38 protein-coding genes are annotated in these 26169 nt (G+C 45.1%); 4 read left to right on the top strand and 34 right to left on the bottom strand.

All coding sequences use genetic code 11. The features are described from left to right. Window position 1: 1 nt before the first annotated feature. From MHH49_RS31005 to MHH49_RS30895, 23 genes are all read right to left on the bottom strand, one after another. Window positions 2–556, bottom strand: a complete 555-nt coding sequence (locus MHH49_RS31005) for a phage baseplate protein (RefSeq protein WP_036681200.1) — start codon at window positions 554–556, stop codon at window positions 2–4. Beyond that, window positions 543–3143 carry a phage tail tape measure protein gene (locus MHH49_RS31000; protein ID WP_051491178.1) on the bottom strand — a complete coding sequence of 867 codons (2601 nt, stop codon included), beginning with the start codon at window positions 3141–3143 and terminating at the stop codon, window positions 543–545. The genes MHH49_RS31005 and MHH49_RS31000 overlap by 14 nt, the downstream gene beginning before the upstream one ends. Window positions 3144–3190: 47 nt before the next feature. Then, window positions 3191–3376 carry a hypothetical protein gene (locus MHH49_RS30995; RefSeq protein WP_036681195.1) on the bottom strand — a complete coding sequence of 62 codons (186 nt, stop codon included), beginning with the start codon at window positions 3374–3376 and terminating at the stop codon, window positions 3191–3193. Next, window positions 3363–3671, bottom strand: coding sequence for a hypothetical protein (locus tag MHH49_RS30990; RefSeq protein WP_036681193.1), 309 nt, complete (start codon window positions 3669–3671; stop codon window positions 3363–3365). The genes MHH49_RS30995 and MHH49_RS30990 overlap by 14 nt, the downstream gene beginning before the upstream one ends. Before the next feature lie 29 nt (window positions 3672–3700). Then, complete coding sequence (locus MHH49_RS30985) at window positions 3701–4099, bottom strand: phage structural protein (protein ID WP_036681192.1); 399 nt, start codon at window positions 4097–4099, stop codon at window positions 3701–3703. 17 nt (window positions 4100–4116) lie between these two features. Continuing rightward, window positions 4117–5139, bottom strand: a complete 1023-nt coding sequence (locus tag MHH49_RS30980) for a DUF3383 family protein (RefSeq protein WP_036681190.1) — start codon at window positions 5137–5139, stop codon at window positions 4117–4119. Between the two features lie 5 nt (window positions 5140–5144). Further along, window positions 5145–5627: a phage neck terminator protein gene (locus MHH49_RS30975; protein WP_036681189.1), complete on the bottom strand. Its 483-nt coding sequence runs from the start codon at window positions 5625–5627 to the stop codon at window positions 5145–5147. Then, window positions 5614–5961, bottom strand: coding sequence for a hypothetical protein (locus tag MHH49_RS30970; RefSeq protein ID WP_036681186.1), 348 nt, complete (start codon window positions 5959–5961; stop codon window positions 5614–5616). The genes MHH49_RS30975 and MHH49_RS30970 overlap by 14 nt, the downstream gene beginning before the upstream one ends. 2 nt (window positions 5962–5963) lie before the next feature. Further along, window positions 5964–6440 carry a hypothetical protein gene (locus tag MHH49_RS30965; protein WP_036681184.1) on the bottom strand — a complete coding sequence of 159 codons (477 nt, stop codon included), beginning with the start codon at window positions 6438–6440 and terminating at the stop codon, window positions 5964–5966. Between the two features lie 9 nt (window positions 6441–6449). Continuing rightward, complete coding sequence (locus MHH49_RS30960; RefSeq protein WP_036681182.1) at window positions 6450–6995, bottom strand: hypothetical protein; 546 nt, start codon at window positions 6993–6995, stop codon at window positions 6450–6452. After that, the gene (locus tag MHH49_RS30955; protein ID WP_036681179.1) at window positions 6970–7179 is read right to left on the bottom strand and encodes a hypothetical protein; all 210 of its coding nucleotides are present in this window, start codon (window positions 7177–7179) and stop codon (window positions 6970–6972) included. The genes MHH49_RS30960 and MHH49_RS30955 overlap by 26 nt, the downstream gene beginning before the upstream one ends. A gap of 42 nt (window positions 7180–7221) precedes the next feature. After that, window positions 7222–8451 carry a phage major capsid protein gene (locus MHH49_RS30950; RefSeq protein ID WP_036681177.1) on the bottom strand — a complete coding sequence of 410 codons (1230 nt, stop codon included), beginning with the start codon at window positions 8449–8451 and terminating at the stop codon, window positions 7222–7224. Window positions 8452–8464: 13 nt separating this feature from the next. Then, window positions 8465–9307 carry an HK97 family phage prohead protease gene (locus MHH49_RS30945; protein ID WP_143766848.1) on the bottom strand — a complete coding sequence of 281 codons (843 nt, stop codon included), beginning with the start codon at window positions 9305–9307 and terminating at the stop codon, window positions 8465–8467. Next, window positions 9243–10565, bottom strand: coding sequence for a phage portal protein (locus MHH49_RS30940; protein WP_051491176.1), 1323 nt, complete (start codon window positions 10563–10565; stop codon window positions 9243–9245). Before MHH49_RS30940 ends, MHH49_RS30945 begins: the two co-directional genes overlap by 65 nt. A 16-nt stretch (window positions 10566–10581) precedes the next feature. Next, complete coding sequence (locus MHH49_RS30935; protein ID WP_179087101.1) at window positions 10582–12306, bottom strand: terminase large subunit; 1725 nt, start codon at window positions 12304–12306, stop codon at window positions 10582–10584. A gap of 34 nt (window positions 12307–12340) precedes the next feature. After that, window positions 12341–12937, bottom strand: a complete 597-nt coding sequence (locus MHH49_RS30930; protein ID WP_036681176.1) for a P27 family phage terminase small subunit — start codon at window positions 12935–12937, stop codon at window positions 12341–12343. A gap of 287 nt (window positions 12938–13224) precedes the next feature. After that, entirely contained in the window at window positions 13225–13578 is a 354-nt protein-coding gene (locus MHH49_RS30925) for an HNH endonuclease (protein ID WP_081383587.1), read from the bottom strand. Window positions 13579–13854: 276 nt separating this feature from the next. Next, a complete protein-coding gene (locus MHH49_RS30920) occupies window positions 13855–14412 on the bottom strand; it encodes a site-specific integrase (RefSeq protein ID WP_036681174.1) in 558 nt (185 codons plus the stop codon). A 558-nt stretch (window positions 14413–14970) separates the two neighbouring features. Next, window positions 14971–15390, bottom strand: a complete 420-nt coding sequence (locus tag MHH49_RS30915) for a hypothetical protein (protein WP_036681173.1) — start codon at window positions 15388–15390, stop codon at window positions 14971–14973. Between the two features lie 96 nt (window positions 15391–15486). Then, on the bottom strand, window positions 15487–15696 hold the full coding sequence (locus MHH49_RS30910; protein ID WP_036681171.1) for a hypothetical protein: 210 nt from the start codon (window positions 15694–15696) through the stop codon (window positions 15487–15489). Between the two features lie 2 nt (window positions 15697–15698). Then, window positions 15699–16001, bottom strand: coding sequence for a hypothetical protein (locus MHH49_RS30905; protein ID WP_036681169.1), 303 nt, complete (start codon window positions 15999–16001; stop codon window positions 15699–15701). Between the two features lie 45 nt (window positions 16002–16046). Then, window positions 16047–16262, bottom strand: coding sequence for a hypothetical protein (locus tag MHH49_RS30900; protein WP_036681165.1), 216 nt, complete (start codon window positions 16260–16262; stop codon window positions 16047–16049). Between the two features lie 158 nt (window positions 16263–16420). Beyond that, a complete protein-coding gene (locus tag MHH49_RS30895) occupies window positions 16421–16594 on the bottom strand; it encodes a hypothetical protein (protein WP_155986558.1) in 174 nt (57 codons plus the stop codon). 109 nt (window positions 16595–16703) lie between these two features. On the opposite strand from MHH49_RS30895, the gene MHH49_RS30890 reads away from it, so the two are divergent. After that, window positions 16704–17177: a hypothetical protein gene (locus tag MHH49_RS30890; RefSeq protein WP_036681919.1), complete on the top strand. Its 474-nt coding sequence runs from the start codon at window positions 16704–16706 to the stop codon at window positions 17175–17177. A 69-nt stretch (window positions 17178–17246) separates the two neighbouring features. On the opposite strand, the gene MHH49_RS30885 is transcribed toward MHH49_RS30890, so the two are convergent. From MHH49_RS30885 to MHH49_RS30835, 11 genes are all read right to left on the bottom strand, one after another. After that, on the bottom strand, window positions 17247–17783 hold the full coding sequence (locus tag MHH49_RS30885) for a hypothetical protein (RefSeq protein WP_051491070.1): 537 nt from the start codon (window positions 17781–17783) through the stop codon (window positions 17247–17249). A 61-nt stretch (window positions 17784–17844) separates the two neighbouring features. After that, the gene (gene dnaB / locus MHH49_RS30880; protein ID WP_036679408.1) at window positions 17845–19215 is read right to left on the bottom strand and encodes a replicative DNA helicase; all 1371 of its coding nucleotides are present in this window, start codon (window positions 19213–19215) and stop codon (window positions 17845–17847) included. Next, window positions 19178–19531, bottom strand: a complete 354-nt coding sequence (locus MHH49_RS30875; RefSeq protein ID WP_036679406.1) for a hypothetical protein — start codon at window positions 19529–19531, stop codon at window positions 19178–19180. Before MHH49_RS30875 ends, dnaB begins: the two co-directional genes overlap by 38 nt. After that, a complete protein-coding gene (locus MHH49_RS30870; protein WP_051491069.1) occupies window positions 19509–20534 on the bottom strand; it encodes a hypothetical protein in 1026 nt (341 codons plus the stop codon). The genes MHH49_RS30875 and MHH49_RS30870 overlap by 23 nt, the downstream gene beginning before the upstream one ends. Before the next feature lie 19 nt (window positions 20535–20553). Next, window positions 20554–20742 carry a hypothetical protein gene (locus MHH49_RS30865; RefSeq protein WP_036679404.1) on the bottom strand — a complete coding sequence of 63 codons (189 nt, stop codon included), beginning with the start codon at window positions 20740–20742 and terminating at the stop codon, window positions 20554–20556. 13 nt (window positions 20743–20755) lie between these two features. After that, window positions 20756–21061, bottom strand: coding sequence for a hypothetical protein (locus tag MHH49_RS30860; RefSeq protein WP_036679401.1), 306 nt, complete (start codon window positions 21059–21061; stop codon window positions 20756–20758). A 115-nt stretch (window positions 21062–21176) separates the two neighbouring features. Next, complete coding sequence (locus MHH49_RS30855) at window positions 21177–21449, bottom strand: hypothetical protein (protein ID WP_036679399.1); 273 nt, start codon at window positions 21447–21449, stop codon at window positions 21177–21179. Next, a complete protein-coding gene (locus MHH49_RS30850) occupies window positions 21446–21715 on the bottom strand; it encodes a hypothetical protein (RefSeq protein WP_076179105.1) in 270 nt (89 codons plus the stop codon). Before MHH49_RS30850 ends, MHH49_RS30855 begins: the two co-directional genes overlap by 4 nt. Window positions 21716–21724: 9 nt before the next feature. Then, window positions 21725–22240: a helix-turn-helix domain-containing protein gene (locus MHH49_RS30845; protein WP_036679396.1), complete on the bottom strand. Its 516-nt coding sequence runs from the start codon at window positions 22238–22240 to the stop codon at window positions 21725–21727. 136 nt (window positions 22241–22376) lie between these two features. After that, on the bottom strand, window positions 22377–22685 hold the full coding sequence (locus MHH49_RS30840) for a hypothetical protein (RefSeq protein ID WP_036679394.1): 309 nt from the start codon (window positions 22683–22685) through the stop codon (window positions 22377–22379). A gap of 157 nt (window positions 22686–22842) precedes the next feature. Next, entirely contained in the window at window positions 22843–23109 is a 267-nt protein-coding gene (locus MHH49_RS30835) for a helix-turn-helix transcriptional regulator (RefSeq protein WP_051491068.1), read from the bottom strand. A 155-nt stretch (window positions 23110–23264) separates the two neighbouring features. Between MHH49_RS30835 and MHH49_RS30830 the strand changes: the two genes are divergently transcribed. The 3 genes from MHH49_RS30830 to MHH49_RS30820 all read left to right on the top strand — a co-directional run bounded on the left by MHH49_RS30830 (window position 23265) and on the right by MHH49_RS30820 (window position 26070). After that, window positions 23265–23900, top strand: a complete 636-nt coding sequence (locus MHH49_RS30830) for a helix-turn-helix domain-containing protein (RefSeq protein WP_051491067.1) — start codon at window positions 23265–23267, stop codon at window positions 23898–23900. Between the two features lie 77 nt (window positions 23901–23977). Then, the gene (locus MHH49_RS30825) at window positions 23978–24835 is read left to right on the top strand and encodes an ImmA/IrrE family metallo-endopeptidase (RefSeq protein WP_051491066.1); all 858 of its coding nucleotides are present in this window, start codon (window positions 23978–23980) and stop codon (window positions 24833–24835) included. 17 nt (window positions 24836–24852) lie between these two features. Next, window positions 24853–26070, top strand: coding sequence for a tyrosine-type recombinase/integrase (locus tag MHH49_RS30820; protein WP_036679392.1), 1218 nt, complete (start codon window positions 24853–24855; stop codon window positions 26068–26070). The last annotated feature ends 99 nt before the right edge of the window (window positions 26071–26169 follow it).

Here is a 26169-nt window from a genome sequence, read left to right as displayed (position 1 = left end):
ATTATTCCCTCCACTTACTACCTTCCTTAAACTTAACCTTTTGGACCTTTTCTTTCTCTTTTTCTTTTTTCTTGGTGGTGGTTGTTTTAGTTTTGGTCTTATTAGTTGTTGTTTTCTTATTTTTACTACTAGATTTCTCCTTGGTCTGTTTCGTTCCAGAATTGACGATTTTGGCAGCTTGGGTCTTTATAGGTGCTGGGAGAGTGTCAACATACGAAGACATTGCAATTCTTATCTCTCGCAGCTCCATGGAAAATGTGAAGCCATCCGCAATGGTGTATTCATGCCCGGTAGAGAAATCAGTGATTAAGCCCTTGAACTGGTTACGGCCAATATAGTTGATAATCTGCCCCTTATCCTTAGCCCCAATGATATAGGCTCGGATCTTCGCTGCTTCGGGTCCGACGATCACACCAGATAAAGACAACATCCGAGCCTGGGGCTGCACATGGTCGATAAGGGTAATCCCCTTTTCCACTGGCTGCTCAGTAACAGTCACTGGAAAGGACGGAGATTCAGACTCTACAGTGATATACTTACCATCAATTAGCGCCAACGATCTCCACCCCCATGATCCGGGCTGCTGCTTCTAAAAAGTCTTGCAGTTTTTGATCTACAACGCTTCCGATCTCCTGAACCGTATTTGTATCCGCATTACCTTGCACCGTAATGTTGATTATTGGTGCTGGGATGCTCACCTTTTGATTATTGCTTGTCCGGGCAGGAGCCGAATCCGGCGTGTATTCTCTGTTGTAGTCTTTGTTTTCCTCGGCGGTTAGAACGCGTTCGCCCTTGTGCAGTTCGCCAATATATCCGTCAAACGGTACGTTTGCTAGTCCGTTCGCGTGACTACCATCAACCGCCGCGGAACCTGTAGTTTCGGTGGAAACGGACACACTCGCAGATGTTTTAAACCCAAAAAATCCTTTGATGTTATCTGCAATCCCCTTGACCTTGGTCATAAGAGTGTCCGCCATATTACTAATTCCATCGATCAGACCTTGAATAATTTTTTTGCCTGTGTCCATAAGGTTAATTCCATCAAAAAAACTAGTTACCTTCCCCCACATCGTGGTCACGGCATTCCAAACATTTGTCCCAGCTGTCTTAATTCCATTTACGATTGAATCCCAAATGCTTGTTATCTTATTCCATACCTGTGTCATCAGGTTTGACGTAGTAGATAAAACACTATTCCAAGCGCCGGTGATCGCATTCCAAACGGCGTTTGCAGCTCCACAAACAGTACTACTGATACTGCTCCATATGGATGATAACCAGCTACCAATTGCGCTGAACACTGCAAATGTCACTGCCTTAATTTCATCCCAGTATTTAACGACCAAGGCAACGATCCATGCAATGGGGCCTCCAATCACAACCAGGATCGTTACTCCCCAAGTCTTCAAAAATCCAGTCACTGCGTTAAAGGCTGTCATGAAGGTCTGGGGAACCGTAATTTTGAAAAAATTCAGTACCGCCATGGTAGCCGTCTTGATTCCAGACCACATCCCGTCAATAAACGCCCGGAACTTATCTGATTTTTTATAAGCGACTACCAGCGCCACGCCTAAACCCACTAGGACGGCGATAATTATGCCAATAGGATTGGCAGCCATGACTATACTAAAAGCCTTCTGAATTGCAGTCCATGCTTTGGTCGCTGCTGCCGCAATCTTGGTTGCGACTGTTATCGTGCCTACGACTGTTTTATATGTGACCAGTGCCGCGACAATTCCGCTCACCACCGGTGCAAATCCTTCCCAATCGTAGAATGCTTTAGCTGCATCAGCAATTGATGAACCGATTTGCTGGATATGTGGCCATAATTGAATTGCGGCATTTAACAAGGTCTCCCCAATCATCACGGCCACCGGCTGGATAGAGGTCCACAATTCTTTCCCCTTATCAATCAGGTACCCAAACACCTGCAATGCTTGTGTTCCAAATTGTTGTAGATAAGGCATTGCCGCCTGAATCCAGCCGCTTACCATATTGATTGCTGCACCAAGACCGTCACCAATTGCATTGCCCACCGCCTCGATCTGCGGCTTATGGTCAGACAGCCATTGACCGAATCGGTTTAAATACGGTAACAACTTTTGTCCAACAGGAATCAGTATGCCGACCTCGATCTGACGACCAAACATTTTCATCGCTTCTCCAGGCTTTTCAAACTTGATTCGGTTCAAATCATCCATGGTCTTTTTCGTCTTATCAAACGACCGCGTTGCAGCCCCCATTGCCGATATGACATTAACCTCAAGGTCTTCAAACTGTGAACCCATGAGCGCAACGCCTATATTATTCCTGGCTACGGGGTCCTCGATATCTGATATCATGGATACGATATCACTGAATGCCTGCTTCGAGTCTGGACCACCCTTAGCAAAGACTTGCATCATGGCTTCTGCATTAAGTCCCAAAGCTGTAAATGCATCAGAAGATGTTTTACTGCCATCCTTGGAACGGATGTTAAACTCTTTGACCGCATCCCCCACCTTATCAACTTGAAAAACACCTTCCGCAGATCCAGCGGCGAAGACATCAAACATTTCGTCAGCGGTAAAGCCTAACGATTTAAATTGGTTGGCATACTCATTCGCTGAATCCACCAGCTCACCTGATTTATCAAGCCCCCGCTGCGCACCTTGAGCAAGTAGGTTATAAGATTCCTCAGAGGTTATGCCAAACTGTTTCATCATGGTATCCACAGATTTGATGGATTCCGGTATTTCAAACTGGAATTGGTCCCGCATCAGAATGGCGTTACGAGTAGTATTCTCCAACTCATCCCCAGCCTGCCCGGTAACCTGCTGAACAGTAGCTACGGCAGAGCCTAAATCGTTCCAGTCCTCACCGAAGTTGTTGGAATAAAGATCCTTGGCAATCTCCCGAGTATCTTCCATCTGTTCAGCTGTTTTCCCAGTAGCTCCCTGGACTTGCTTCATTGCTGTTTCAAAGTTAGAGCCTGCTTTTAAACCAGCTGCCGCAATACCGACCATTGCAACGCCAGCCGCAGCTCCAAGTCCAACAACCGTTTTTGTGAGCTTTCCGACTTTCTTATCTGCATCATTCAAACCCTTGCTGTTAAACTTGAACCCCACGGAGTACATTAATGATCCGATTATTCCGCCTGCCATATGCCCTCCTCTCTAGCAACAGAAATAGGCGCCCCGGAGGACGCCTATTATTTCTTACTTTGCTTATTCTGTTGTTCAATATGAATATCTAAGGCAGCGTTGGCTTCGGCGACGTCATCCTGATCCATGTTGTCCAGGTCATTATAATTAATGCCCATATCCGACAGTAAAAGCCGCCACAAAGACCAATTCTCTTTAGCCCGCCGCTTTGCTTCTTCTTTACTTATCGTCATTGTCTTCTTCCGGGTCTACTTCGTCTGGATCTGGAGTGCCAGTAACAAAGTAAAAGGCTTTATTGGCGACCTCAACCATTTCTCCGTAGTCCTCAAAATCGTCAATAGTTACCTTGGGTTGCACGACAACATGTTTGAACATTTCATCGCAAATCTTTTCTTCGGAATTCACACCATGCTTATTTTTTACCCGGTCATTAATTCGGGTAACATTGCGCACACCTGGATGTTGAAGCGTATAAGTCTTTCCTGCTTTTGTAGTAATCTCTTTTTGTTTAAAATTTGTATTAGCCATGGATATTGGCTCCTCTCAAGTTTTGGATTTTAGTTCATGCTTAAGTCAAGACATTGAAATTCATACGAACGATCTCCAGCTTCCGCGCCATACTCTCGGTCTGATGGTTTTTTAAGATAGGCCTGCGTTGCGGTGTTTGTTTCTTTGGGTGTCCCCGAATAAACAACGGACACCGGAACCAATTTTCCGCTGTTGCCAAGTCCATCTAAATAAGGCACTTGCGGGCTGGTACATTGAAGGGTGATTGTAATCGTACCGAGTGGATTGTTTACCTTTGTTCGGACCACATCACCTTGCGCTCCTACCTTTGTACTGAAATTTTCCTCATCCTTAGCCACGGTGACTAAGTCTTCTGCGAATCCCGTTAAAAAAACGCCACCCACAATTGCGGTGACGTCCTTAGGGTCATATGTTTTTGGTTCTGACACTTGAATCCCTCCTTAAATTACGCAAATTTGATAGTACCGCTAATGGCAGCCTTATGAATTGCTCCAGCAATCACAAACTCAAACTTACCATCAGGGTAAGTACGCGCCTCGATATTCGCCGGGTCCACTTGGCTACGTGGTGGAAACGTAGTGTTATACAGTGGTACGCCATCATCATCAGCAGCGATTATTCCTTGAAGAAAAGACCGCTGAAGGACAGTGCGGACTGCACTCTCGATTTGAGCGATTCCGCGGTTATCATATGGAATCTTCGTAAGCGCAGCTTGCGCCTGGTTAAATAAGTCTTGCACTGCATACTGAATGGAAAACACGATGTAATCCTGGCAGTGAATAAAATCAATGAAATCCCCGCTGAACGACTTCCCCTCACTAGTGACGTTGGTTCCCGCTCTCGTCAGATAGGTATTGGCACCCAGTGCGTGAATTGCATTAAGTTCAGTGGCGTCAATGTCCATAGGTTCAATGCCAACCAACGTCCATCCCTTCCAAGTCACACTGCCCACGGGAAGACTTCCCACAGCCCCGACCCAAGCTGCATCTGGATAGTTTTCAATGGTTTTGTGATACGTTCCAAACGTCCTCTTATACCCCTTAGCCTTGATAGTGGCTAAATCCTCTTTGTTACTGGTCCGGGCTACAAATTGCCTAGACTTATCTGCCTCCACGGCGTCAGCTATTGCAATAATGTCTGCTACTACAGTTGATGTCGTAATCAGGAAGTGCCAATCCTTGAGAAACAGGGACGGTAGTAAATCTTCTAGCGTTACCGTAGGCGCCCCCGTCTTTCGAGACACAATCGCAATCTCTGCTGGTGGATTTTTCTGGGCAAACAGAGAAAATGCAGCCTTATATTCCTCCGTCGAAGCCGGATAATCCGCCTTTACCGCGTTGATATCTGCGTAGTTTTTAAAATCCTTGCCTGCCGTACTGCTACCCAAGATTAAGGGCTTCCCGAATCCGCCCAAGATCGGCGTAGGCTGCTGTACGGCAATGGTTACCGTAACATCACTAATACTCAAAATACTCACTCCTTTGTTGTTGGTGCTGTCTCAATCCAGCCTGACATATCCGTTATCACAACATCCGTGGCCCGAAACTCAACATCAAAGCCCTGACGCCTTTCCCACTCTTCACCGATGTTAATATCCCGGTTTTGTATTTCCCCGATTTCGATCACGATCACGTCAAGTTTGTCCTTTAACAGCTCATGTCCGTCTGACTTAAACCAATCTCTCGCCCTCATGGCGTTAACTAAACAATCATCTTCTGTATCGGCATAAACATTGAAAGAGACGGTAAAAGTCACCGTCTCCCGCCTGTAACTCTGTTCGGATTGCTGGGTTATTACTGGTTGCCCACCGACAGGCTTAAATCCACCAACAAGATGATATGTGATAAAATCCCCATCTGGAATGTCTCCCCCGCTGTTCATTGGAATGACAGGAATGGACAAGGCGTCTTCTATCCCTTGTTTGATTGTCACACGGATTTTTCTAACCGGCAGCATGAGCAACCACCCGCCTTAATACATATTGATTGACATCGCTATAATTCCGCTCCGTCAGTTCTACAACCCGATATTTAATACCTGCATGCAGAATCAGTTCGTCACTTTTGTGCTTATAAACTGTAAACAACCTGCGGTCAGATTCAGTGTAGTTTCCACCCTCCACAGCCAACAACCGGGTATTGATGGGCTGAACGCTACCCCTTAGCAAAATAGTTTCTGGTTCTTGAGCTATCCAATCTCCCGCATCGTCACGCGTTCCTCCAGCTTCCCGAATTAGCTTGTATGATTCAGCATATTTTCGAAGCGTACCAGCAAATCTGAAATTCCGCATGATTACCTTCCCTTCGGTACAATGTCATAAATCAGGGAGTCGCGCAGCTCGTCTTCCCGGTGCAGCAACTTTCGGGAGCCAGTCTTTCTTGAGGCATAACGGGCTGATAATGGCGGTTGCTTGATCCGTTCGAAATTCTTCTTCATTCGGTCTAGCCCGGTTTCGCCAATCTCCGTAAACAGCTCATCCACCGACTTGCGGCCGTGGGCAATCTCCGTCACTCCGGCACGCACCAGCTTGCCAATGGCGGCTTGCCCCTTCTTCTTGCCCGTGCCGATGAAAGACCGGGCTGGAATGTTCATTTTGATACTGCCGTATTCGTGGACGCCTGCAATCATAGCCAGCTCAGCGTCCCCTTGCATACCAATGCGGACCTTCTGTCCCGCAAGTGGCCGCAGCATTTCGGCCAGCTGCTGCAAGTTATCTTCGCCGCTGACCTGGACACCGACCCGCCGCGCCCGTGCTCTTGAACTTGCCATAGGTTCACCTCACAATTGAATTAGCGCTGCAACAGCTGCTGGTAAAGTACCCGTTGCAGTTGCCGCATAGCTTACCGAAATGTCACCGACCCGTTCGGACGTGACTCCTGGTGTCTGCATCAAGGTTTCAGCGAACAGGATACAGGCCAGTTCATATTTTCGCGGCAATGTGGCTTCGGGTGCGCCCGCTGTGTCGCTCGGAAGGACATACCCCGCTGTATACTCCACCTCAATGTTTCGCGTCCCACACGGCCAGCAGTCACGCTTGAACAGCATGCCGTTCTCGGATTCGATTTCATAGGCGGATTCGGTCAGGACGGCGCTGCCTTCCTTGACTTCGGAAACGGTGTGTATCGGGAAATTGCGGAGCCGGAGAAACGGTGTGCCGGGACCGTCCAAGCGCTGCCGGTGCGTCTTCAGCTCAAAGACTCGATTGCATTCCCGCTCAATCGCTTCACCTGCTGCGGTTAAGGCCAGTTCCAGCGAAAAATCCTGTTCCGTGTCTGTCTCTGCAATTCCAAGTGCTACCTTAGCCCGTTTTACCGTCGTCAGCATCACCTTCACCCGCTTTCTGTGCGGCCTCGACCTCTGCTTTCGTCGCTTCTTTTCCGATAACTTCCGCTGCCCGAAGTAGCACAAGGCGTTCCTCGTCTGCCTCAAACAGTGAACCGGCTGGAATTGTATTCTCCGTTTCCTTATCTACAAATTCGGCAATGACATGATAGTGCTTCTTAGCCATGCTGATCACTCCTTTCAGATGTAAGGCCCCGAAGGGCCTGAATTATGCTGACGGTGCTCCGAGCTTCACGAACGGCGATACCTGATATCCGTTTTCAAGGATGATCGGCGCAGTCAACCATGGTTTACCGTCTGTATTCCAGAACGCTTTAATGACTGTTTTATTCTGGCGGAACAGAACATGCTCAGAGGCTTGAATGAAGATACCTGCACCGTCTTTGATAACATAGTACTGGAAGTCAGCCAGCACCAAATCTCCTGCCACTCCCAGCAATGGACCGCGTTCGCTGAAACGCAATGGATAACCTAGCAATGTGCCGAGCATGGCATCGGATGCATTTGGCTGGAAGATCAAGTGGCCGGAATCGTCCTTCATGGTCAGCAGCTGCGGAAGAATAGACTGCGAAGCAATCCACACCAAACTGCCGCCGAGCTTGGCCTTTGCCAGCATATTCACAATGTCGATGTAGGATACTTTTGCAGCCGTGGCCCGGTTGACCGTGATCGCTGCTGTAGAGTTAATCGCCCCTAGTGGCTTACCCACACCATTCCCGTACAAGAACGCTACATCTTCAGACGCTGCAATTGCGCTGCGGAATAGCCGGTTAATCAGCGTATTTACGACCGGCGCATTCCGGAGCAGCTTATCAGTGACCACAATCGTGCCTGCCACTTCCTTAGGTGCCAAGTTCAAATCCTTCAGTTTAGCATCGGTTTCCGGTTTGTCCGCACCTTCTGCAATCCATTGCACTTCAACGCCGCCGTACAGGTTGGAGCCGGAACCTTGATCCAGCGCCGGGAACGTAATGTCTGCATCCGGCATCACGTCGCCCGCTGGGATCACCATAGCCCGCGGTCTCACTATGGCATCTTGCAATCCAATTTCGAACATCTGCTGCGAAAACTGCGGCGGAACATAGATACCACCGGAGGTCTTGGTGCCCATGGTCATTTCCCGGTACTCTTTCAATCGCGGATCGGCAGGTTCGAAACGCACCGAATGTACAAAGTCCGCCAAATCACGGAATTCCGATTCATGCGCCGGATCGTCAACGGTTTTTTTAGTTGATGCCCCGCCCATGGCAAGTTGCTGTGCGCGTTCCTCCATTTTGATTTCATCTTCCAGGCTGCGGGCCTCGTCCTCCATTCCGGTAAACTTGGTTTCCTCTTCATCAGAGAAACCGCGTTTCTCCGTTTGCGCCAAAGTAATCAAAGCGCGCATTTCATCTTTCTTTTCCTTAAGCTTTCTTCTCAGCTCGATCAAATTTTTCAATTCGTTCAGCTCCCTATAGGTTCAATTTTTTCAGACGCATATCCAGTGATCGCATAGCCTCATCATCCGGTTCTTTCTCTTCTCCGATATCTTCCTCTTCGTCGTCGGCTTCAGCTTCTGCCGCTAATTCGGATTCGGTGTACCAATGATGCACGCCCATATCTTCCATGCCTTCAAAGACTATGCCGTAAGCATAGGTCAGGACCGCCTCACGGACTTGGCCTTTACCATGCCCTTCCACATGCGGAGTCCCGGACACTTGGACTTCAGAGCCTACCGCATAGGCCGGGGAAGGCGTCCCATCTGCCCGCTGCTCCTGGTTACGCTGGTGGAACGTCTCTTCGGCAGAACGGACACCAACACTGGATTGTGGATAGGCCGGGGTAGTCACCGGGCTAACCTCGTACAGCTCTGCCTCGTGTACCGTTCGAATGGGCATGTCTTCGTTCGATTCGTCCCACTCTTCACGAACAGCGCGAAAAATAAAAGACGATCCCCGCACGTCGCCGCGCTCGATCGTCTCCAAGTATTTTTCCGCCCAGCTTGGCGGCGTGATTTCATAGCGTAGCCCTAACTCATCCTCTGTCACCAGCAATGTGTTCGGCGTCCGGCCAAGCACTTCACTGCTGTTATGCTGCCAAGATGCGTATACGTCCGGGTTAATGAGGCTGGCCGAAAAGGCTCCGCTCATAAACCGCTCTTGGAACATTCCGAATATCGGCTTGGATAGTTGATTCCAGCGGACGGCATATCCGATAATCTTCGCGGGTTGTCCATCTTCGCGCCTGACCTCAAGTTTGCTCCCCTGGAGCAGCAGCTCCCGCTGTTCCTTTGTCATTTTCATTGTTTGTATCACCTCCTCCGCTTGGTGTCGGCTGCGTTGTGTTCTTGGACTTGTAATAATCGTCTAACATATCCAAAGGAAGCATGTTCAGCGGAACAAAGTAACGGTCCCCGCCTTCAATCGGATTGTCGTTCTCTTTCTCGCGGATATCGTTCTGCGAATACACGCCGATATTGAACATTTCTTTGTAAAAAGCGGCGCGGGCTTGAGTGTCGCCCCGCAAAAAGCCTTCAACCAAAAACTCGCCAAAGTATTTCTTCTGATCCTTCTCGCTGAACAGCTTCCAATTAATGGTTTGCTCCCACCGAATCAACCACGGCCGGACCGCGTGAATAATAAAATCAATGCCCTGCTGCTCAATGTTGGAAAAGGTTGCCCGCTCCAGGTCAGCCAGCATATGAGGCGGGACGCGAAAGAGACGCGCAATCTCAAGAATCTGAAATTTCCGCGTCTCTAAAAACTGCGCATCATTCGGTGGAATGGTATTTTTGCTGAAGGTCATGCCTTCTTCCAGCAGCATCAGCCGGTGCGCTTTCCCCAGCCCTTCATATTTCTCCCGGAGCGATTTACTCAGCCGTTCATAGGCTGTATCTGTTAACGTCCCGGGGTGGGTCGCAACCGCACCCACATTCGTGCCGTTTAAAAAGAACTCTGTTCCGAATTGCTCCGTTGCTAGTGATAGTTCAATCGCCTGCTGCGCCCAGCGAATAACGGATATCCCTTTCTTCCCATCAAAGCCCAGGCCCGGAATGTGGAACATGGCATAAAAGGGAACGTTGTGCTGCAGACCGTCACTTGTGGTCACACGAAAGAACGGATCTCCCACCGCTGTTTCCCGGTGTTCGACGCGGTGCGGAGGAATAGGCCATAGGGCTTTGATCTCTCCTTCGGAGTCATATTCGATTTCGGCATAACAGTTTCCCCAAAGCAGGATGTGGGCCATCATTGTTTCCCGGAAGGTGAATGCCGTCATGCGCGGATTCGGCGCACGCTGCAATATATCACCAATCGGATGATTGGCCCGCGCTTTACCCCGGGGGTTTAGCCGCTTATAGATGGGTAAGGGCAAGGAAGCAATCGTTTCTGAAAGAATACGGACGCAAGCCAGGACGGCCGTGGAGTGCATGGCCGTGGATTCTGTGACCTTAATCCCCTTACCGAACGGCAGGCCAAAAGCGTCATACACCCAGCGTTTGGGATTACTTAAATCGCTGGATTCGCTTCTTTTCTCTAAAAAGTGGGAAATAAACGGTATTTTCAGTGTTTTCACCTCCTATCTGGAATGATTAGATGGTACGGACATCCCGTTCCTCATAAACAGACTTCTTATTCTTCGCCGACATGGAAAGGACAAGCTTGTGGCTGTCGATTACGGCATCCACCGGGTCAATCCGCTTGGTTTTGGCCCTCGGGTCTTTATCGATCTTGATTTCGCCGAAGCTATTGCTTGTTGTTTTGGCATTAGCCATGCTCCAGGTCAATAACTTGCTTTGCCGGTTATAAATAACGTTGCCCGCTTCAACCTCCAGCCGGAAGTCTACGGTTGCATCGTTCAAGCTCCGGGCGCTTTGGATAATCTCCACCGTATCGACTCCGAACTCTTCCAGGTCAGACAAAAAGGCATCTGCATTATGGGGATCATAAGCGATGCCTTTCAGTTTAAGATTATGTTTTTGGATTAGGTCCCGATAATGGGCAATGATATATTTGTAATCCGTCTTCACGCCGCCCATGGTTTCGGTAGGCGTAAGCAATCCCTCCAGAATCCACATATCATAAGGCGCACTGTCCGTTTGCACATGCTCTGCAACCCGAGCTGCCGGAATCCAGCTGTGCGAATCAATGAAATACTTGCGCTCTCCCGCTTCATCATCAAAAGGAAATTCCAAGACGCCGGAAGTCAAATCCCCTCCGGACGATAAGTCCAGCCCCAAGTAACATTCCCGGCCTGCCATATCCTCTATTGTCAGTTCGGAAGCGCAGGCTTTCCAGTGTTCACGGTTCATGTACTGATTGTCTGAGAACTGAACCCATCGGTTCAGCCACTTCGTGAGGAAATTGCGAAGCTCAGAACCTTGCATCGCCTTTGCTGTCTTCGCTGCTAGGCGAAGGCTCTTTAACGTCTGCTCTGTCCAAAGTGGACTTGCCTTGGGCCAATTCGCTTCATCCCAAACATCATCATCCTTATCCAGCTCACAGATAAAGACGAACTGCGTTTCATCTTCATGAATCCCGTCCAGGATCAATTTACAGTGCTCATATAATTCAAAGCATGGTCCGTTGATATCAAACCCAGCCGTCGTAATGACCGAGATGAGACACTGTTTAAGCTTGACCGTCCCATCGGCCAGCAGCTTGTACATTTGGTTATCCTTGTGCAGATGGTATTCATCCACGCTCGCGAAGTATGGGCGAAATCCGTCAATGGACTTTGTGTCCCGGCCAAGGGTTCTGATTTCCCCATTGGTCTGCATACAGAGGATAACACCCTTGTATTCCTTAACGTCGAATAACCCGTCCTCGTATTCCGAACCACCTAGCTCAGCATCAGCATTGATAAACTTGATACATTCCTTCAAGACAATTCTTGCCTGCGCCTCTTTGGTAGCCGTGCAATACACTTGAGGATAGTTGTATCCATCGAAGTTCCCGTAGTACAGGGACGGCACGGCATTTCCTAGTGACTTCCCGTTTTGGCGGGCTAACTGTACATAGGATGTGCGGAATCTTCGATATCCGTCTAACGTCAGCCAGCCATTCCATGAGCCGAATATGAAATCTTGGAATCCCCAAAGCTTCAGCGGCTCCGGATCTTCACCTTCTGCCAGGGTCAAAGCTTCGGCAAACTCAATAATGTCATGAGCGCGATCCGGGTCAAACACATAAGGGAAGTCCTTCGTGCCTTGCCGCTTCAAATCGTGCAGGTGACGTTCGCAGGCTTGACGCTGCGTCTTCCCAGCAATGATTCGACCTGAAACCACTTCATGGGCGAATGCTGTCACCCGGTCCAACTCTGAAACGGTATTGTATGGATAAATCCGAACGCTATCCACTACGGTTCCCGAACCGGCTGAACTTGCTTGCTTTTTCCTGCGTCTTCTTCGGCTGCGGAACATTTTTCACCTTCGAAGACGGATTAAGAAATAGCCGATCCTGCATTTTCAGCAGCATGTCCATTTTTTTATTGATGGCCGTTTCGATTTTTAGCACGCCTTCGAGGGAAGCCAGCTGAGACAAGTACACCAGGGCCTTTAATTCGATGCCCTCCACTTCTTCGGCGTGGTCGAAATATTCCTCAAAGATATTAGTATCAATTTTGATATTCTCAATCGTCTGATATTGAAGAAGCAGCTTCTCATATTCGGAATACGTCCGGCAGTACATTGCCAGCAGGCCCACATCTGAACTGGTCAGAAGATGACTCCCGGCTTTTGCAGCTTCCTTGTATTCCTTTAACGCCTGCTTCCAGTGTCCAAGAGCAACCGCGTCCGTTTTAACAAGAGACGGCGGCCTGAGTTTATCCAGATCCGTTTTACCGAGTTTCACCTCAGCTTCTTTCCGCTGCCGAATCTCCTCTTTAGTCAAATTATTCGGATTGCCCTTCGCTATTTGCAGATCAACGGGCATCGCATTTCTGCCCATCCGGGCCACCTCCTGAAATCCTGAAAAAATTCATAAAACGACTTTTTACGAAATTAAAGTCCGATGCGGTCTCTTATATAAAAATTTTTCAGAGATTTTACCCCCCTACCCCCAGCTATCAGGATGAACTTTCATTGTCATAGTCGGATGAATACCTTAATACGTCCCTTATATCGGATACACTAAGGCTCGTCCCTCTCTGATCCTCCATCCTTCTAGCGATGTATCCAATCCTTTGATCGTCCTTCATGACCCTCTTGCGCCATCCCTCAGGAGGCGGGGATACTTTACCCATTACCAAACCCTCCATCCTCTTTAACTGTCTTGACCCCATGACAAGATGCACAGAGTGACTGCCAATTGCTCACATCCCAGAACAGGCGCAGGTTTCCCTTATGTGGAATGATATGGTCAACCACTGTAGCAGCGGTCACTAAGCCTGCTAATTCACAGTGAACACATAAAGGATGGCTTCGTAAGAACCTCGCTCGGGCCACCTTCCATTTACTGTCGTACCCTCGCTCTGCTGCTGATCCCCTCTGTTGTTCATACTGCTTATCAAGGTCTTTATGATCCTCGCAATACCCGCCTACAACCAGTGATTTACATCCACTCTTCCGACAGAATTTCTTCAAAGCCACAGCTTCACATCCTCTTCACCCCCTCATGTATAAATATTCACGCGTCTATTTAGGGAACCAACACCAAATAACCCTTATTTAAAAGGGCTGCTTTCTGCTGCTATTCAATTCATAACTGTCATTCAAAACGGCTAAAACTGCATACTTTGCATAGAAAGGCAGTTCCTCATATCTTATTATTCTGCATAACTCGATTGGCGGCTGCTATCCCTTGATATATAAGGGTTTATGAACACCTCTCCAGCATCAGTTATACACTCGCTAAATATGAATAACTTATAGGCCAAAACGATTCATAGCCGTGTTCATCATATCTTGATCCATGCCAATGTAACCCATGGTGATACTCTCATTCGAATGGTTCAGCAGACGCTTCACAAGCGTAATGTCCTTCGTCTTTTGATACATATGATAGCCGAACGTCTTGCGCAAGGTGTGAGTACCGATGTCCACAAGGTCAAATTCATCCGCTGCTTTCCGCATGATCTTGTACGCCATATCGCGCTTGATGGGTCTATTCTTCCCACCTTGCCGAGATGGGAATAAGCAATCATCCATGTCCATGTCAGCCGTATACTTTTTTAATTCGCGCTTTAGGGTTGGGTTGATCTGAATAATCTTCCTTTTTCCTGTCTTCATCTCGTTCATCACAATCTGATCCCCAATAACATCCCGTTTGCAGAACTTCAAAATATCCTGAATCCGCAGTCCCGTATTAATGCCTAGAACAAACATCATGCAGTTTCGTTCGCCTTGTTTGCCAAATTCACTCTTAAAGAATCTCTTAATATTATCGATAGTCTCTTGATCGCGAATCGGCTGAACAAAATTCACTCACGATCACCACCGTCTGCCCTTACACATCCGATCGGCTTAGAACAGAACTGAACAGGTGCCTCCCATACTCCCCAAATGCAGCCTTTGCAGTTAACCGGCTGTTTCGGTGCAGGTGGTTCTCTGTGCCTCCTAACCTCACACATTGCCGTTCCCCCAATATAAAAAGTCGCCCCGTTAAAGGCGACTTTGATTATTCACATTTATTTATTCGCATTATCCCGTATTTGCATGGTGACGGACGGTATTACCGACTAACATCCCCTATGCCAATATACCGCGCCCGGGTGGAGCGCGTTGAGAGTGGTACTATAACTCTCATCCCCCGTAACAGACCGCCGCACCATCTACTTGCTACTTGTGCTATCAGTTCCGCCACTAATATCGTTGCTATTGCAACAGGCATCATCACCGCTCAGCTCTGACGAGTCCTGCGGCGATAAGGGGCAGCAGGGACACCCGGGAATAACTTCTTCCCTATGTCCCTACTGTAAATCTAATATACAGACGTAATGTTGACGCGAAACAGACGTAAAACAGACAGGTTACAGACACGTTTTAGATAGTGCCAAGCAATTTCAATGTCTCAGCTATTGATTCTGTGCTAATACCGAGCAATTTCAACGTTCCAGCTACTGATTCTGTACCTTCTTGAATCTTTCGGTCTAATGACCGTCCTGTAAATGAAGACCACTTTATGACAGCTGCTTTTCTAGGATTTCGGTTAATAAACCTATACTTCATAATTTGTTTGATTTCTGGATCCAAAATAGACTCTATCGCCAATTCTATGTTTCTGATTGTTGGGACCCACTTTTTTAGAATGGCCTCTTCATAAGAAGTAAGCTCTTCTCTCTCTTGTAGTCCATTAACGATCTCTACCATTTTGGGATATTTGCGAAGCAGCATTTTGATAACCGTGACATCCATTTTATTTGCACTCGGAAACAATTCCCCTTGTCCCCATACCATTGCCATTCCCCTCATTCCCCTTTGTGTTATAATGGGTTTGAGGTATTATTTACCGTTTATCGACCCCGCCCGACCAAGGATAAGGGGTCTTTGCTTTGTCCATTATGCATATCTAGATCCACGCGGCATTTTCCCGTCTTCGTCTAGAACAATATCGCTGATTATGATTGCTGATGATGCTGGGATATACTGACCTTTGAATTCTCCGAATGTTATGCTGTACCCATTCTTTTCACGCTGCGCCCGGAATGACACTCCTGAAACAATACTTCCAGCTGGCGAATTAATATTTTTGACTGTTTTGATGATCACTTCTACGCCTCCTTTTGCCGATTCTCCATTATCCTCGCATCCTTAGGTATTGATACCCAAGCAAATCCTCTCTTATCTCCGCCTGGATCTTCCAGTACATAAGAATATCCTTTAGGAACAAAATCATTTAAATGAATCCGCAAGTAACCGAAAGCTGTCTGAATGACCTGATGCTGAGCTAGTTCTGACCGTGGGCAGACATGCAGATGCATGCGCTCAACCTTTCCTCCTTTACGGACTATTTCGCTAAGAGCGACATTAATCATTTGCACCGCATGTGGATGGATTGGGGATAAGACACTCATATAGTGCAAACCTCCTTTTACAGTGTCTTCAAACTGCGAAGTTACTTAACTGTTACTTGATAGCGTATCTTGAACAAAGGTATAGAAATCATCAGCTTCTTCTTTTGTTCCGTTTGATTCGATTTCAATCCAACGATTAGCTATTATTTGAAGTGTTTCAGCCTGATCAATTAGCCATTTAACCTGTAGGTTCAATAACCCATCCTTAAGGTTTTTCTCAAACGCTTGTTTAATGAGATGTAGCGCATCATTTTTATCCATCACTTTCACTCCTTCACCAATTGTTTCAATCCATTCCCCAAACCTTCTCTTTACCGCATCGCAAACAATAGCTGTGCCAAGTTCCGTTCTTATTGACGATCTTATGTCCTAGCAATTTGCAGATGATTTTACGTATCATTGCGAATACCTTCCTTTGCTCAATCATTCGGCAAATGCTGCCGTGAATATTTACGGACTGTACCATTTCTAAACTCAGCTTCAACAACCTTGAGGCCAGAAGTAACTTTATGCGTACTGATGACCCGGGCTAGTTCATTAATGATGAAGCCATTTACTCGATAACCAAATTTTCTAATTTCCCCGGCTTTCAATTCATCCGCCTCCATTTTTAATGACGTATATCTTCGTACTGTGCAATAGAATATTTTTTCTTCTTAAAGAGATACTAATCAAAAATTGTTTATTTCACAGGAGGCAACAATGCTGAAAAAACTAATAATTCTCTTTGTTTTTTGCTTTATAGCCGTTGGAATTTCTCCATATGCTGCCGTAGCATCAAATGATCTCTACAAAACACCTACATCAAAACAATCTGATCAGTGGAAAGTTGAAATCAAAAAAGTTGAGAAATATACCTCCAAGATGTCAAAACCTCGTGAAAATGAAAGTGAAATGTACAACATTATCATCACCAATATCGGAGCTGGATTAGAAAATGTCGTATTTAACTCCTATAGAGATGAACCAAATACCCAAACAAAGTATGGATTAAGCATTTCAGACGATCATCATAAGAATTTTAAACATGGTGAGTTAGTCGACTTTTCTAACTTCCCTATTTCAGTTGATTCAAAGGAACTTCAAATCGAAATTAGCTGGTACGGAAAACCTTCAAACAACGAAACCCATCATAGAAAGTACAAAGAAACCTTTACTTTCACACCAGAAAAATAATAGAAACTTGTTGGGCACTTCGGTGCCCTATTAGTTCACAGTTTGCGTCTACCGTTCATCCCTTTTCTCTTAGTACCTCTGCCCATGCTGCACATATCTTTTCTCTTGTTTGCTCATGAAAAACAATCCATTTTCCGTTCTCCAAGGGTGATATACCCCTGGACTTTGGCTCCCTGGCGGAACAAGTGGTGTAGATACAGATTTATCTAAAGACCAACCATAGTTAACTCGCGCATAAAAAGTTCTTCGGGAAATCCCGATACTTTCTGCCTGCTTGATTAATTTTTCTGGATATTTACGTTTTGCAGGATTATGTTTCTTCATCTGTTCAATGCGCTTTTCATTAGTCCATAGTGGTTCAGTAGCCGCACGTTCTAATGACCATTTTGCACTTACACGATTAATGAAGATTTGATACGGGATACCATTTTCAGTTGCGATTTTCACCCATTCAGGACGACTATTCAATTTTCGTGGAGGTATTGTAGTCGCACGTTTCATGTCCCATCCACCATCTCGAACACGCCATTCTAGCGTCCTGCGTTTGATACCGTTAAGGGCTGCCTGTTCATAGTCTTCAGGGGAGATATGATATTTATATGACATTTGTCGTTTCACTCCTTCACAGTTTGTTCTACTCTGCACCAATGCCCGGCTTTCTATATTCTCAGGCTGGCTGCGGCAAGTTATTGGCATGCGCTCGTCCGTAATTTATGAACTTATTAAAATTCTTGAGGAACAGAAGTTCAACCGTTCCAGTAGGACCATTACGCTGCTTAGATATGATGATTTCGATAATGTTTTTCTTCTCGGATTCCTGGTTGTAATAATCATCCCGATAAAGGAAAGCGACAATATCGGCATCCTGTTCAATTGAACCTGATTCACGAAGGTCACTCATAATCGGACGTTTGTCCTGGCGCTGTTCAACATTCCGACTGAGCTGAGACAACGCTATAACCGGCACATCCAATTCACGGGCAATCTGCTTCAACACTCGGGAAATTTCCGAAACCTCTTGTTGTCGATTTTCCCCACGTTTCCCACTACTTCCCTGAATCAGCTGCAAGTAATCAATGATGATCATTCCAAGGCCTTGTTCTCTTTTCAAACGGCGACACTTGGCTCGAATATCATGCACGGTGACTACTGGATCGTCAGCAATGAAAATGTTCTTGTCTGCAAGAGAAGAAATGCCAATTGTCAATTTGCCCCAATCATCGTCACTAGTAATATCGCCCATTCTCAAGTCATTAGCGTCGAGGTTAACCTCAGCACAGACCATGCGCTGCATGAGCTGCTGCTCTGACATTTCTAAGCTGAACACTGCAATCGGATCATCCGATATCGCAGCCGCATTTTGAGCAATATTTAAGGCAAATGCCGTTTTACCAACGGATGGACGAGCTGCCACTATAACTAGATCCTGCTTTTGAAATCCACCTGTCAGCTTATCCAAATCCACAAATCCGGTCTCTCTCCCGCTAATGGTTCCACTGAGTCGGTTGCTTACACGCTGCTCGATCGTATCAATCAGCGCCATTCCGATTACTCTGGTGGATTTAAAATCTTGCTTTGAGACAGACTGATCAGAAAGTGCGGCTGACTTGGTGAGGGCGTAGGACACGACACTATCGGCATCCTCGCTTTCATACACCATATCAATGAGTGCATGAGCATCCTTCAGGGCTTGACGTAAGGTGAATTTGCTATTTATGATGCCAATAAAATATTCGATATTCGCTGCTGTTGGAGAAGAACGGGCTATACGGGTAAGATGATGAACGCCGCCAACCTTATCTAGGCTCTTACGCTGAAGCATTATCCCTGTAAGAGAGCGAATATCAATTTCTTCACCGGCACTGTGAAGATCCACCATTCCTGAGAAGATTGTCCGGTTCATCGGATCATAGAATACTTCCGGCGCTATAGAAATCGCCTTATCTATCGCTTCTCCTGTGTTATCAATCATGATCGCTCCAAGGATAGACCATTCGGCTTCAATGTCGTGCGGTTGTTCCCGATTTAAGTCGCGCATAAAGTTCCTCCTTCCATCCGGCGGGCATAGCTTTAGCAGCAGCTTGAGCCTTGTCCCTTTCTGCAAAATACTCCGCTGTCTGATCCTTGGCTTTTCGCTGATCTCGTAAATCACCCACACCACCACGGATCTGTGCAATCTTCGGCGGCCACGGATTTGTAAGCATGTGCTGCTCCACGTTTTTACAGGCTACGTCAAACGGGAAATCTTTAAGGTTCTCATGGAGCCGGTCTATTTCTGTGTCACTGGTATCAATCTGATGTGCGTATTCTTCCTTGAGCTTAATGAGTAGATCAATAACTTGTGCTCTCTTCAAGCTGCTTTGCCTCCTTTGCTCGACGTTTAAGGTCTGCAAGCTCTTGCTGCTGCTTGGTTAGTCGCTGCGGCGGTGCTGACAGTGGTGTTTGGGTTAATGACCCTTTAGGCTTCGTAGTCTTGTTAGCGTTCCGCCATGCTGATTTCAAGCCTTTCACGTAATAAGTAAAACTGTTTGGCTGCTCGAAATCTTCTCCCTCGCGTTTTCGCTTTGCCTTGTATTGGCTCTCCATAGTTGTGATGGTAAAGGGTACTGGCATCCCTGCGGCGACCATCTTACCCATGGCTTCGCGATCATTTGTGGAGACGTGAATGTCGAATTTTTCATGCAATTTGCAATAAGCGTTTAAAATTGCAATCATCCCGTCCGTTTTAGGATCTGGGCTAATTTCTTCTGAAAACTCATTTTCTAAAATAGTAGTAGTAGTAATAAGATCTTTAATATCTTTTGCATCGGACAATATTGTCTGATCACTCGTTAAAATCGCTTCATGATCGGACATTTTTGTCTGATCACTGTCATCGTGAACGGACAAATATGTCTGATCACTGTCATTGTGAATGGACAAATATGTCTGATCACTGTCGGACTGATCGGACAAAATTGTCTTATCACTTTCGCTGTGAACGGACATTTCTGTCTGATCATTATCCTGCGAACGGACATTTTTGTCTGATCTCTTCAATATGCCTTTCTTGGACTTCCTAACCTTTATGATCAAACCCCTGGGCGCTCTAGTGATATGGATGTAACCGTGGTTCTGGAGATCACTTATCCATCTGCTGATGCTTTTATCGGTAACCCCAAAGTTCTCACCGATTTCAGAAAGCTTCATCGGCTTGCCACCCAGGACAAGTCCCCAAACAGTTCCGTCCTCTTCGACTTCCTTAGTCGTGGAGCTAACACACCAAGCGAATAGCCATATCGCCGATCCTATTTTTTCATAGTGTTGCGGCGAAAATAACCCGGAGAAGATCGGAAAAGGAAAGCTATCTGTTGGCATAAGCTCACCTCTGTTATAATCATCGTTTTCCCTTCTTCGGTTTGGGGCGATTTATAATTTCTGTGACATTCGTACGCAGGATGAATGCTAATTCTCCATTGTCCTTTCGAAGCTTAGCCCAAGGTCGGGCAATGCCCCATATATCCAGTACCTCACCGGACAGGCCACAGCTTGTTAGGACTGTATCACCCTTGAGAACAAGAAGCATATCAATCGCCTCCTTATCTCGCTAAGCGAAGTTGCAGAGCTTCTCGCAGGATTGCTGTACTCTTGTCATCTAAACGGTCTGCCTGTGAAAGATCAATTTTGTTGATGCCATTGAATAAATGAAGAGCACATGTGAGCATAAATCTCTCGGAAGGACTCCAACCTTTTGAAGCTTTAATCAATTCATCCACGTGGACAGTAAGTTCTTCAAAATCAACAAATTCCGGTTTCGACAATAATTGTTTAAGCTTGTTATGATTCATAAAGATATGAAGCAGCCCCCGCCAGTAACGATCCTGAAGTAAGTGATCAGGTATCATAATGCCATTCCCCTTTCAAATTAAATTTTGATGCGTCAGCCGCATCTTGGAATCCCGGACGGAGGAAGGTTATTTCTAAGGTCCGACATTCCAAGACAGGGGCCGAAGCCCTTTTTCATTTGATCCTGTCTATCTCTTGTAATACGAGTCCTTTTAGATCATTTGGCAGAAGTCTTACAAACTCGACCATTTGATCCCACCTGCCCGAAGCTTTTTGTTGATGCCTGTCTGCAAGATAAAAGTTTTCTACAGAACTCATGACCTGATTGTTCGCAGCGGTAATCTCCGTTTCCAGCACCTGGTCTATAGCACAAGACCACTCATTTCTGCGTCTCACATACAATTCAGCAAGATCTTTGACAAACTGAATTTCGTCTTGTTTACTCAAGCTGTTACCTCCTTGCTTTTACGGGGGGCATCGCTTAAAATAGACACAACGAGACTCTTAAGATGGGTTCTCAACTGCGACTGCCCTAGCCGGCGGTCGTTTTTCATTTCTAGTTTCGCAATACGAATCATGTTATTTAGGTAAGCTTCTGCATCTCCAACTTTCCCCTGCAGCATTATTTCAGGATTCTTCCGAATCATCCGCAAGTTATACGGGGCGTTCTTTCCGGTTGTTATTGCTTCGGAAATCAATGCGCTTCTCTCCATTACAGTTCCTCAATTCATATATTTTTTTTGTCTCAGTTCATTTCGATGATCCGCCCATAATCCAAGGTAAGAAATATCATATTTCCGACAAAGGACTGCTGTATTATGTGTGAGTGCCGTTATGGCTTCAATTTGCTCCATTAGTCCATTTTTGACGTTCTCGTGATCAGCAGGCGTCAACTGGTCTGATCTTTTAGTGATTGGAATTGACTGCAAAGCCAGTAATGCTTCCTGCATCTCTTCGATTGTTTTTATGTATGTTGAACTTGGATGTAAGTCAGCGCCATCTAAGTAAGGTACACACGCACCACCTGTAACCTCTTCTGCTGCACCAATAATCAACTGAATATCATCATAGTGTCTGACTGCGGCTTGCATAACTGGCTTAGATGGCTTACGAGTACCGCTTATGATTTTCCCTATCTGTGAACCGTCAACATGTGCAGCTTGTCCAGCCTTTTGGTATGAATCGCCTGTTCTTTTAAGCACTTCTGCAAGTGCTACAGGAAATTGTCCAATTGCCACCTTAATTGCCCCCTTATTTGTCCAAATTAGTTAGGTGCTATTGGACAAGGGAATGATGTATGCTTTTATTAAGCAATTCCCCTTGCCCAAGAATTCCCCGCCCGCCGCAGCCCGTATAGCACGGTGGGTTTTCTCTTCACATAGCTTTTTTACGATTTTTCCAGCCATCACCAGCGTGGTTATTAACCCACACGGTGTGCTCGTCCACCCATCTCATCAACAGGTGAGTTGGAACCCTTGGATTCCCGAACTCACGATTGACAGGAAAATCTGGACGATTGAAAAGTTCTGCTGTTTTCGACTCGCCAATATCCATCAACTCCATAAATTGTTTTCGGGTTAGGAAGGGCGGTAGCTCGTTAATAAGATGATCTTTTAACGCCTCCGCCACAGCTTCTCGAATCCATAGTTTTAGATCTTCAACTTCTATTACTGCAACGGACATTAAGATTTCCTCCTTTAAAACTGATCAGTACATAACGAGTTTGGCTTTGATCAGCCCACATGCTGTGAAGTGCAGAGCCTTCTTGAAGCGTTTGACTGACCTTTCTATAGTTTTATGGTTCATACAACTGCTTCGCGTAATTCAGTTGATGTTCCCCTTAGACCATATCCTTAGGTACTGAGTGTTTGTCTACGAAAGTACTTGTTTCGAATTTCAACACATCCGGATTAAAAAAAATATCACCTAAAGGACGCTTTAGAGCATCAGATATTCTTCTCATAGTGTCAGCACTAGGGTTATACGCTCCAGTTTCAATTTGAGACAAGGAGGTTCGCTCCATCTCAATAGAATCAGCCAATTCTTGTTGAGTTATCTTTTTCTCTTTACGAATGACAGCAATATTGTTTCCTAATACTTTACTCATGTGATCACCTCACAATCTGTTTTGTAATTCTAAACATATAATAACCCCTGGCTGTTTTGTTTGTCAACACATGTTTTGAAAATAAGAACATGTTTATCATATTACGTTGTGTTTCGTAATACAAAACGTTTAAAATATACTTAGGTGATGTTGAGATGAAGAATACACTTATTCTTGGGAAAAAAATAAAAGAACTTCGATTGAAGAATGATATGTCTTTAAGAGATCTCGAAAAGAAATCAAAGGTCAGTTATTCATTTATCAGTTCAATCGAGAACAATAGGTATCAGGCATCAAGAGACAAGATAATCAATATAGCAAACGCGCTTGAAGGTTCTAATGTTAATGAATTATTGCTGCTTGCTGGATTTGCACCAGAGAGCGATGTTTTGAACGAGAACGATGATATAGTTGTGTCCGTGGAGATAATGGAGATAGTCGGAAAACGAGTTAAGGGAGAGAGAGAATCTTTAAAATATAAAGATTCTAAGTGGACTCAAGAGTATGTAGCTGATCTTATAGGAATTGCTAGATCTACTTATACTGCTTATGAGAATGGAACAAAACTGCCTCCTGTTGATACATTAAATAAAATTGCTGATATTTTTGAGTGCGATACTGATTATCTCAGTGGAAGAACAAATATCCGTAAAAAAACAGAAATGAACTTATCCTTTTATGGAGGCCCTCAAAGTTGGACTGAGGACGAACTAGAAGAAGCCGAATCTGCTGTGAGGCGTTACCGTGAAATGAAAGAACGTGCTGTTCGCGAAGCAGAAAAAAACAAATAATTATTTTTTATTGGCCAGCAATGGCTTTTCTTTTCAATAAAAAACAGAACATATGTACCCACATTGGAGGATATAACATGAATTTATATGAATACTTCAAAACTCCGCTGGAGCAAACAATTGAGAATATTTACATAGAAAACAATCTACTCAAACCTACTGATCTGTCAATTGAGACTATCGCTAATATTTTTGAAGTCGACATAATTATTGGGAAACTTCAAGCTTTCTCGGACAACGAACAGAAAGTGATTTTTCTTAGTTATCTTGATAGTTATGAGAATCAACGCAAAAGTTTTTTTCACGAACTCGCTCACGTAGTCCGTCATGCTGGAGACCAGCGTTTTATGCCAACACTCTTTCGCCAGATGCAAGAGGCTGATGCTGAGCGCTTTTGTATGTATGCATCCCTTCCCTTCTTCATGCTTGAGCAGTTAGTGCTTCCCCCAGGAGAGGAAGAAGCCGCTGGCAAAATCGCGAAGATGTTTCAGGTCTCGCCAGAATTAGCTTTGCAGCGTTTACGGCAGATTCGCGAACGTATTACAAGTTCAGAATTCCTTTCAGCATTTAATTATACTGCTGTGACCAAGGAAGAACGCTTACCCATTCCGAATACAACAGAACCAATTATTCGGGGTATATATGGTCTTGATGATCTATCTCGGCCTCATACCCTTGTAATTGAGCAGCGTGATGGATTTGATTGGGAGAATCCGCTTTATATCGAAGTGGACGGATGCTTTAAAAGCATAGACTATCACCAGCGTTATTCACTTCGAGATGGAGCTATTGTAAGTTCCGGTGATCTTTCGGTTCCACGAGAACATTTCGGCTTTATTTCAATAGATATGGGTAGAATTTCCTCCAGACATGGCCAAACATCTAACAGGTTATTTTTATCGATGGAAGCAATTGACGATGCATTGAATTTTTAACGAAAGGCGGATAAGAAATGGCTTACTTCTCGAAAGTTCAAGCAAAAAACAAGCAAGGTTATAAATGGATATGTGTCTTGGAGGGTCCGACTAATCCACTAACTGGAGTACGGCAACAAGTATCTCGCAGGGCGGATACTAAGAACGAAGCTTTACAACGTGCACAAGATGCTGTTAACAACCTTAAAAGTGGGATTGACATTAAGAAAGCCAAGAAAACTAGATTTGAAGAAGTTGCATCTGATTTTTTAGAAACATATTCAAAAAGTGGGGTTAGATCAAGTACCGTGCGAACAAGAAGTAAATCCGTTAAGATCTTGCTTCACCATTTCGCCAAATCAAATATTGACAGCATAAAACTGAAAGATATTCAAAAAATGTTGATTAATATGGATAACAATGGATATAGCCACTCAAGCATGAACAGCACAAAAATTACAGCTGGAATGATTTTTAATTTTGCGGTTGTTCATGGGCTACGAAAAGATAATCCATGTGAAGGATCTGTAATACCAATAAAGGAAAGTACGGTTGAGGAAATAGAAAATGATATTCTGGCAGAAAAGTATTTCGAGAGGCACGAGCTTGAGGAATTTTTAGAAAAGGTCCATTTGTATGGAAAACGTGGTGATTTAGAAACTTTTTATTTATTAGCTTTTTCTGGGATGAGGCCAGGGGAGTTATGTGCTTTAAAATGGTCTGACATTAATTTCGAAACTTACGATGTTCGCATTACGAAGACAATTTATAATCCAGATAATAATATGCGTGATTATAAGCTAAACCCACCGAAGACAAAAAGTTCCATTCGCACGTTTGATCTAGACGAAAGTATTATCGAAATGTTAAAGTCTTATAAGGAAAAACAAGTTATACGTCACCAAAGATACTGTCAGCAGGCTGATGATTACCATAATGGAAAGTTTATTTTTTGTCACGACAATGGATATCCATACGTGCAAAAGAATATAATTGACAGAATGAAACGTATCATGAAAAAAACATCCATTAAAAAACATGCAACCCCTCATATCTTACGGCACACGCATATCAGTCTGTTGACTGAGGTTGGAGTGGACCTTAAGACTATTATGCATCGAGTAGGTCATGGTGATTCAAAAACAACTTTGAAAATTTACACTCATGTAACAGAACGTATGAAAAAAAGTGCGAATGAGAAGGTCAGAATCCACTTCGGCAAGATCCTAGATATCAACCAAAAGCAAGAAATGTGATTTTTACGTTATTTTTATTTAAATACGAACCCAAATAAACTTTATTACGTTAGGATTTACAAGGGGTTCAAAATATAAATTAAAAAATCGGAGGAATTA

It is taken from the genome of Paenibacillus sp. FSL F4-0122, from assembly GCF_038002845.1.
GTDB lineage: Bacteria > Bacillota > Bacilli > Paenibacillales > Paenibacillaceae > Paenibacillus_AQ > Paenibacillus_AQ odorifer.
Note: the sequence above shows the minus strand (reverse complement) of the source record. Positions and strands in the feature narration are given on the sequence as shown.

What these genes read in the sequence shown, in the direction of transcription:
- MHH49_RS31000 (WP_051491178.1), bottom strand. Translation starts at nt 3,143, where the DNA reads ATGGCAGGCGGAATAATCGGATCATTAATGTACTCCGTGGGGTTCAAG.
- MHH49_RS30995 (WP_036681195.1), bottom strand. Translation starts at nt 3,376, where the DNA reads ATGACGATAAGTAAAGAAGAAGCAAAGCGGCGGGCTAAAGAGAATTGG.
- MHH49_RS30990 (WP_036681193.1), bottom strand. Translation starts at nt 3,671, where the DNA reads ATGGCTAATACAAATTTTAAACAAAAAGAGATTACTACAAAAGCAGGA.
- MHH49_RS30975 (WP_036681189.1), bottom strand. Translation starts at nt 5,627, where the DNA reads ATGCTGCCGGTTAGAAAAATCCGTGTGACAATCAAACAAGGGATAGAA.
- MHH49_RS30970 (WP_036681186.1), bottom strand. Translation starts at nt 5,961, where the DNA reads ATGCGGAATTTCAGATTTGCTGGTACGCTTCGAAAATATGCTGAATCA.
- MHH49_RS30965 (WP_036681184.1), bottom strand. Translation starts at nt 6,440, where the DNA reads ATGGCAAGTTCAAGAGCACGGGCGCGGCGGGTCGGTGTCCAGGTCAGC.
- MHH49_RS30960 (WP_036681182.1), bottom strand. Translation starts at nt 6,995, where the DNA reads ATGCTGACGACGGTAAAACGGGCTAAGGTAGCACTTGGAATTGCAGAG.
- MHH49_RS30955 (WP_036681179.1), bottom strand. Translation starts at nt 7,179, where the DNA reads ATGGCTAAGAAGCACTATCATGTCATTGCCGAATTTGTAGATAAGGAA.
- MHH49_RS30930 (WP_036681176.1), bottom strand. Translation starts at nt 12,937, where the DNA reads ATGGGCAGAAATGCGATGCCCGTTGATCTGCAAATAGCGAAGGGCAAT.
- MHH49_RS30915 (WP_036681173.1), bottom strand. Translation starts at nt 15,390, where the DNA reads ATGGCAATGGTATGGGGACAAGGGGAATTGTTTCCGAGTGCAAATAAA.
- MHH49_RS30905 (WP_036681169.1), bottom strand. Translation starts at nt 16,001, where the DNA reads ATGAGTGTCTTATCCCCAATCCATCCACATGCGGTGCAAATGATTAAT.
- MHH49_RS30900 (WP_036681165.1), bottom strand. Translation starts at nt 16,262, where the DNA reads ATGGATAAAAATGATGCGCTACATCTCATTAAACAAGCGTTTGAGAAA.
- MHH49_RS30890 (WP_036681919.1), top strand. Translation starts at nt 16,704, where the DNA reads ATGCTGAAAAAACTAATAATTCTCTTTGTTTTTTGCTTTATAGCCGTT.
- MHH49_RS30885 (WP_051491070.1), bottom strand. Translation starts at nt 17,783, where the DNA reads ATGTCATATAAATATCATATCTCCCCTGAAGACTATGAACAGGCAGCC.
- dnaB (WP_036679408.1), bottom strand. Translation starts at nt 19,215, where the DNA reads ATGCGCGACTTAAATCGGGAACAACCGCACGACATTGAAGCCGAATGG.
- MHH49_RS30870 (WP_051491069.1), bottom strand. Translation starts at nt 20,534, where the DNA reads ATGCCAACAGATAGCTTTCCTTTTCCGATCTTCTCCGGGTTATTTTCG.
- MHH49_RS30865 (WP_036679404.1), bottom strand. Translation starts at nt 20,742, where the DNA reads ATGCTTCTTGTTCTCAAGGGTGATACAGTCCTAACAAGCTGTGGCCTG.
- MHH49_RS30860 (WP_036679401.1), bottom strand. Translation starts at nt 21,061, where the DNA reads ATGATACCTGATCACTTACTTCAGGATCGTTACTGGCGGGGGCTGCTT.
- MHH49_RS30850 (WP_076179105.1), bottom strand. Translation starts at nt 21,715, where the DNA reads ATGGAGAGAAGCGCATTGATTTCCGAAGCAATAACAACCGGAAAGAAC.
- MHH49_RS30840 (WP_036679394.1), bottom strand. Translation starts at nt 22,685, where the DNA reads ATGTCCGTTGCAGTAATAGAAGTTGAAGATCTAAAACTATGGATTCGA.
- MHH49_RS30835 (WP_051491068.1), bottom strand. Translation starts at nt 23,109, where the DNA reads ATGAGTAAAGTATTAGGAAACAATATTGCTGTCATTCGTAAAGAGAAA.
- MHH49_RS30830 (WP_051491067.1), top strand. Translation starts at nt 23,265, where the DNA reads ATGAAGAATACACTTATTCTTGGGAAAAAAATAAAAGAACTTCGATTG.
- MHH49_RS30825 (WP_051491066.1), top strand. Translation starts at nt 23,978, where the DNA reads ATGAATTTATATGAATACTTCAAAACTCCGCTGGAGCAAACAATTGAG.
- MHH49_RS30820 (WP_036679392.1), top strand. Translation starts at nt 24,853, where the DNA reads ATGGCTTACTTCTCGAAAGTTCAAGCAAAAAACAAGCAAGGTTATAAA.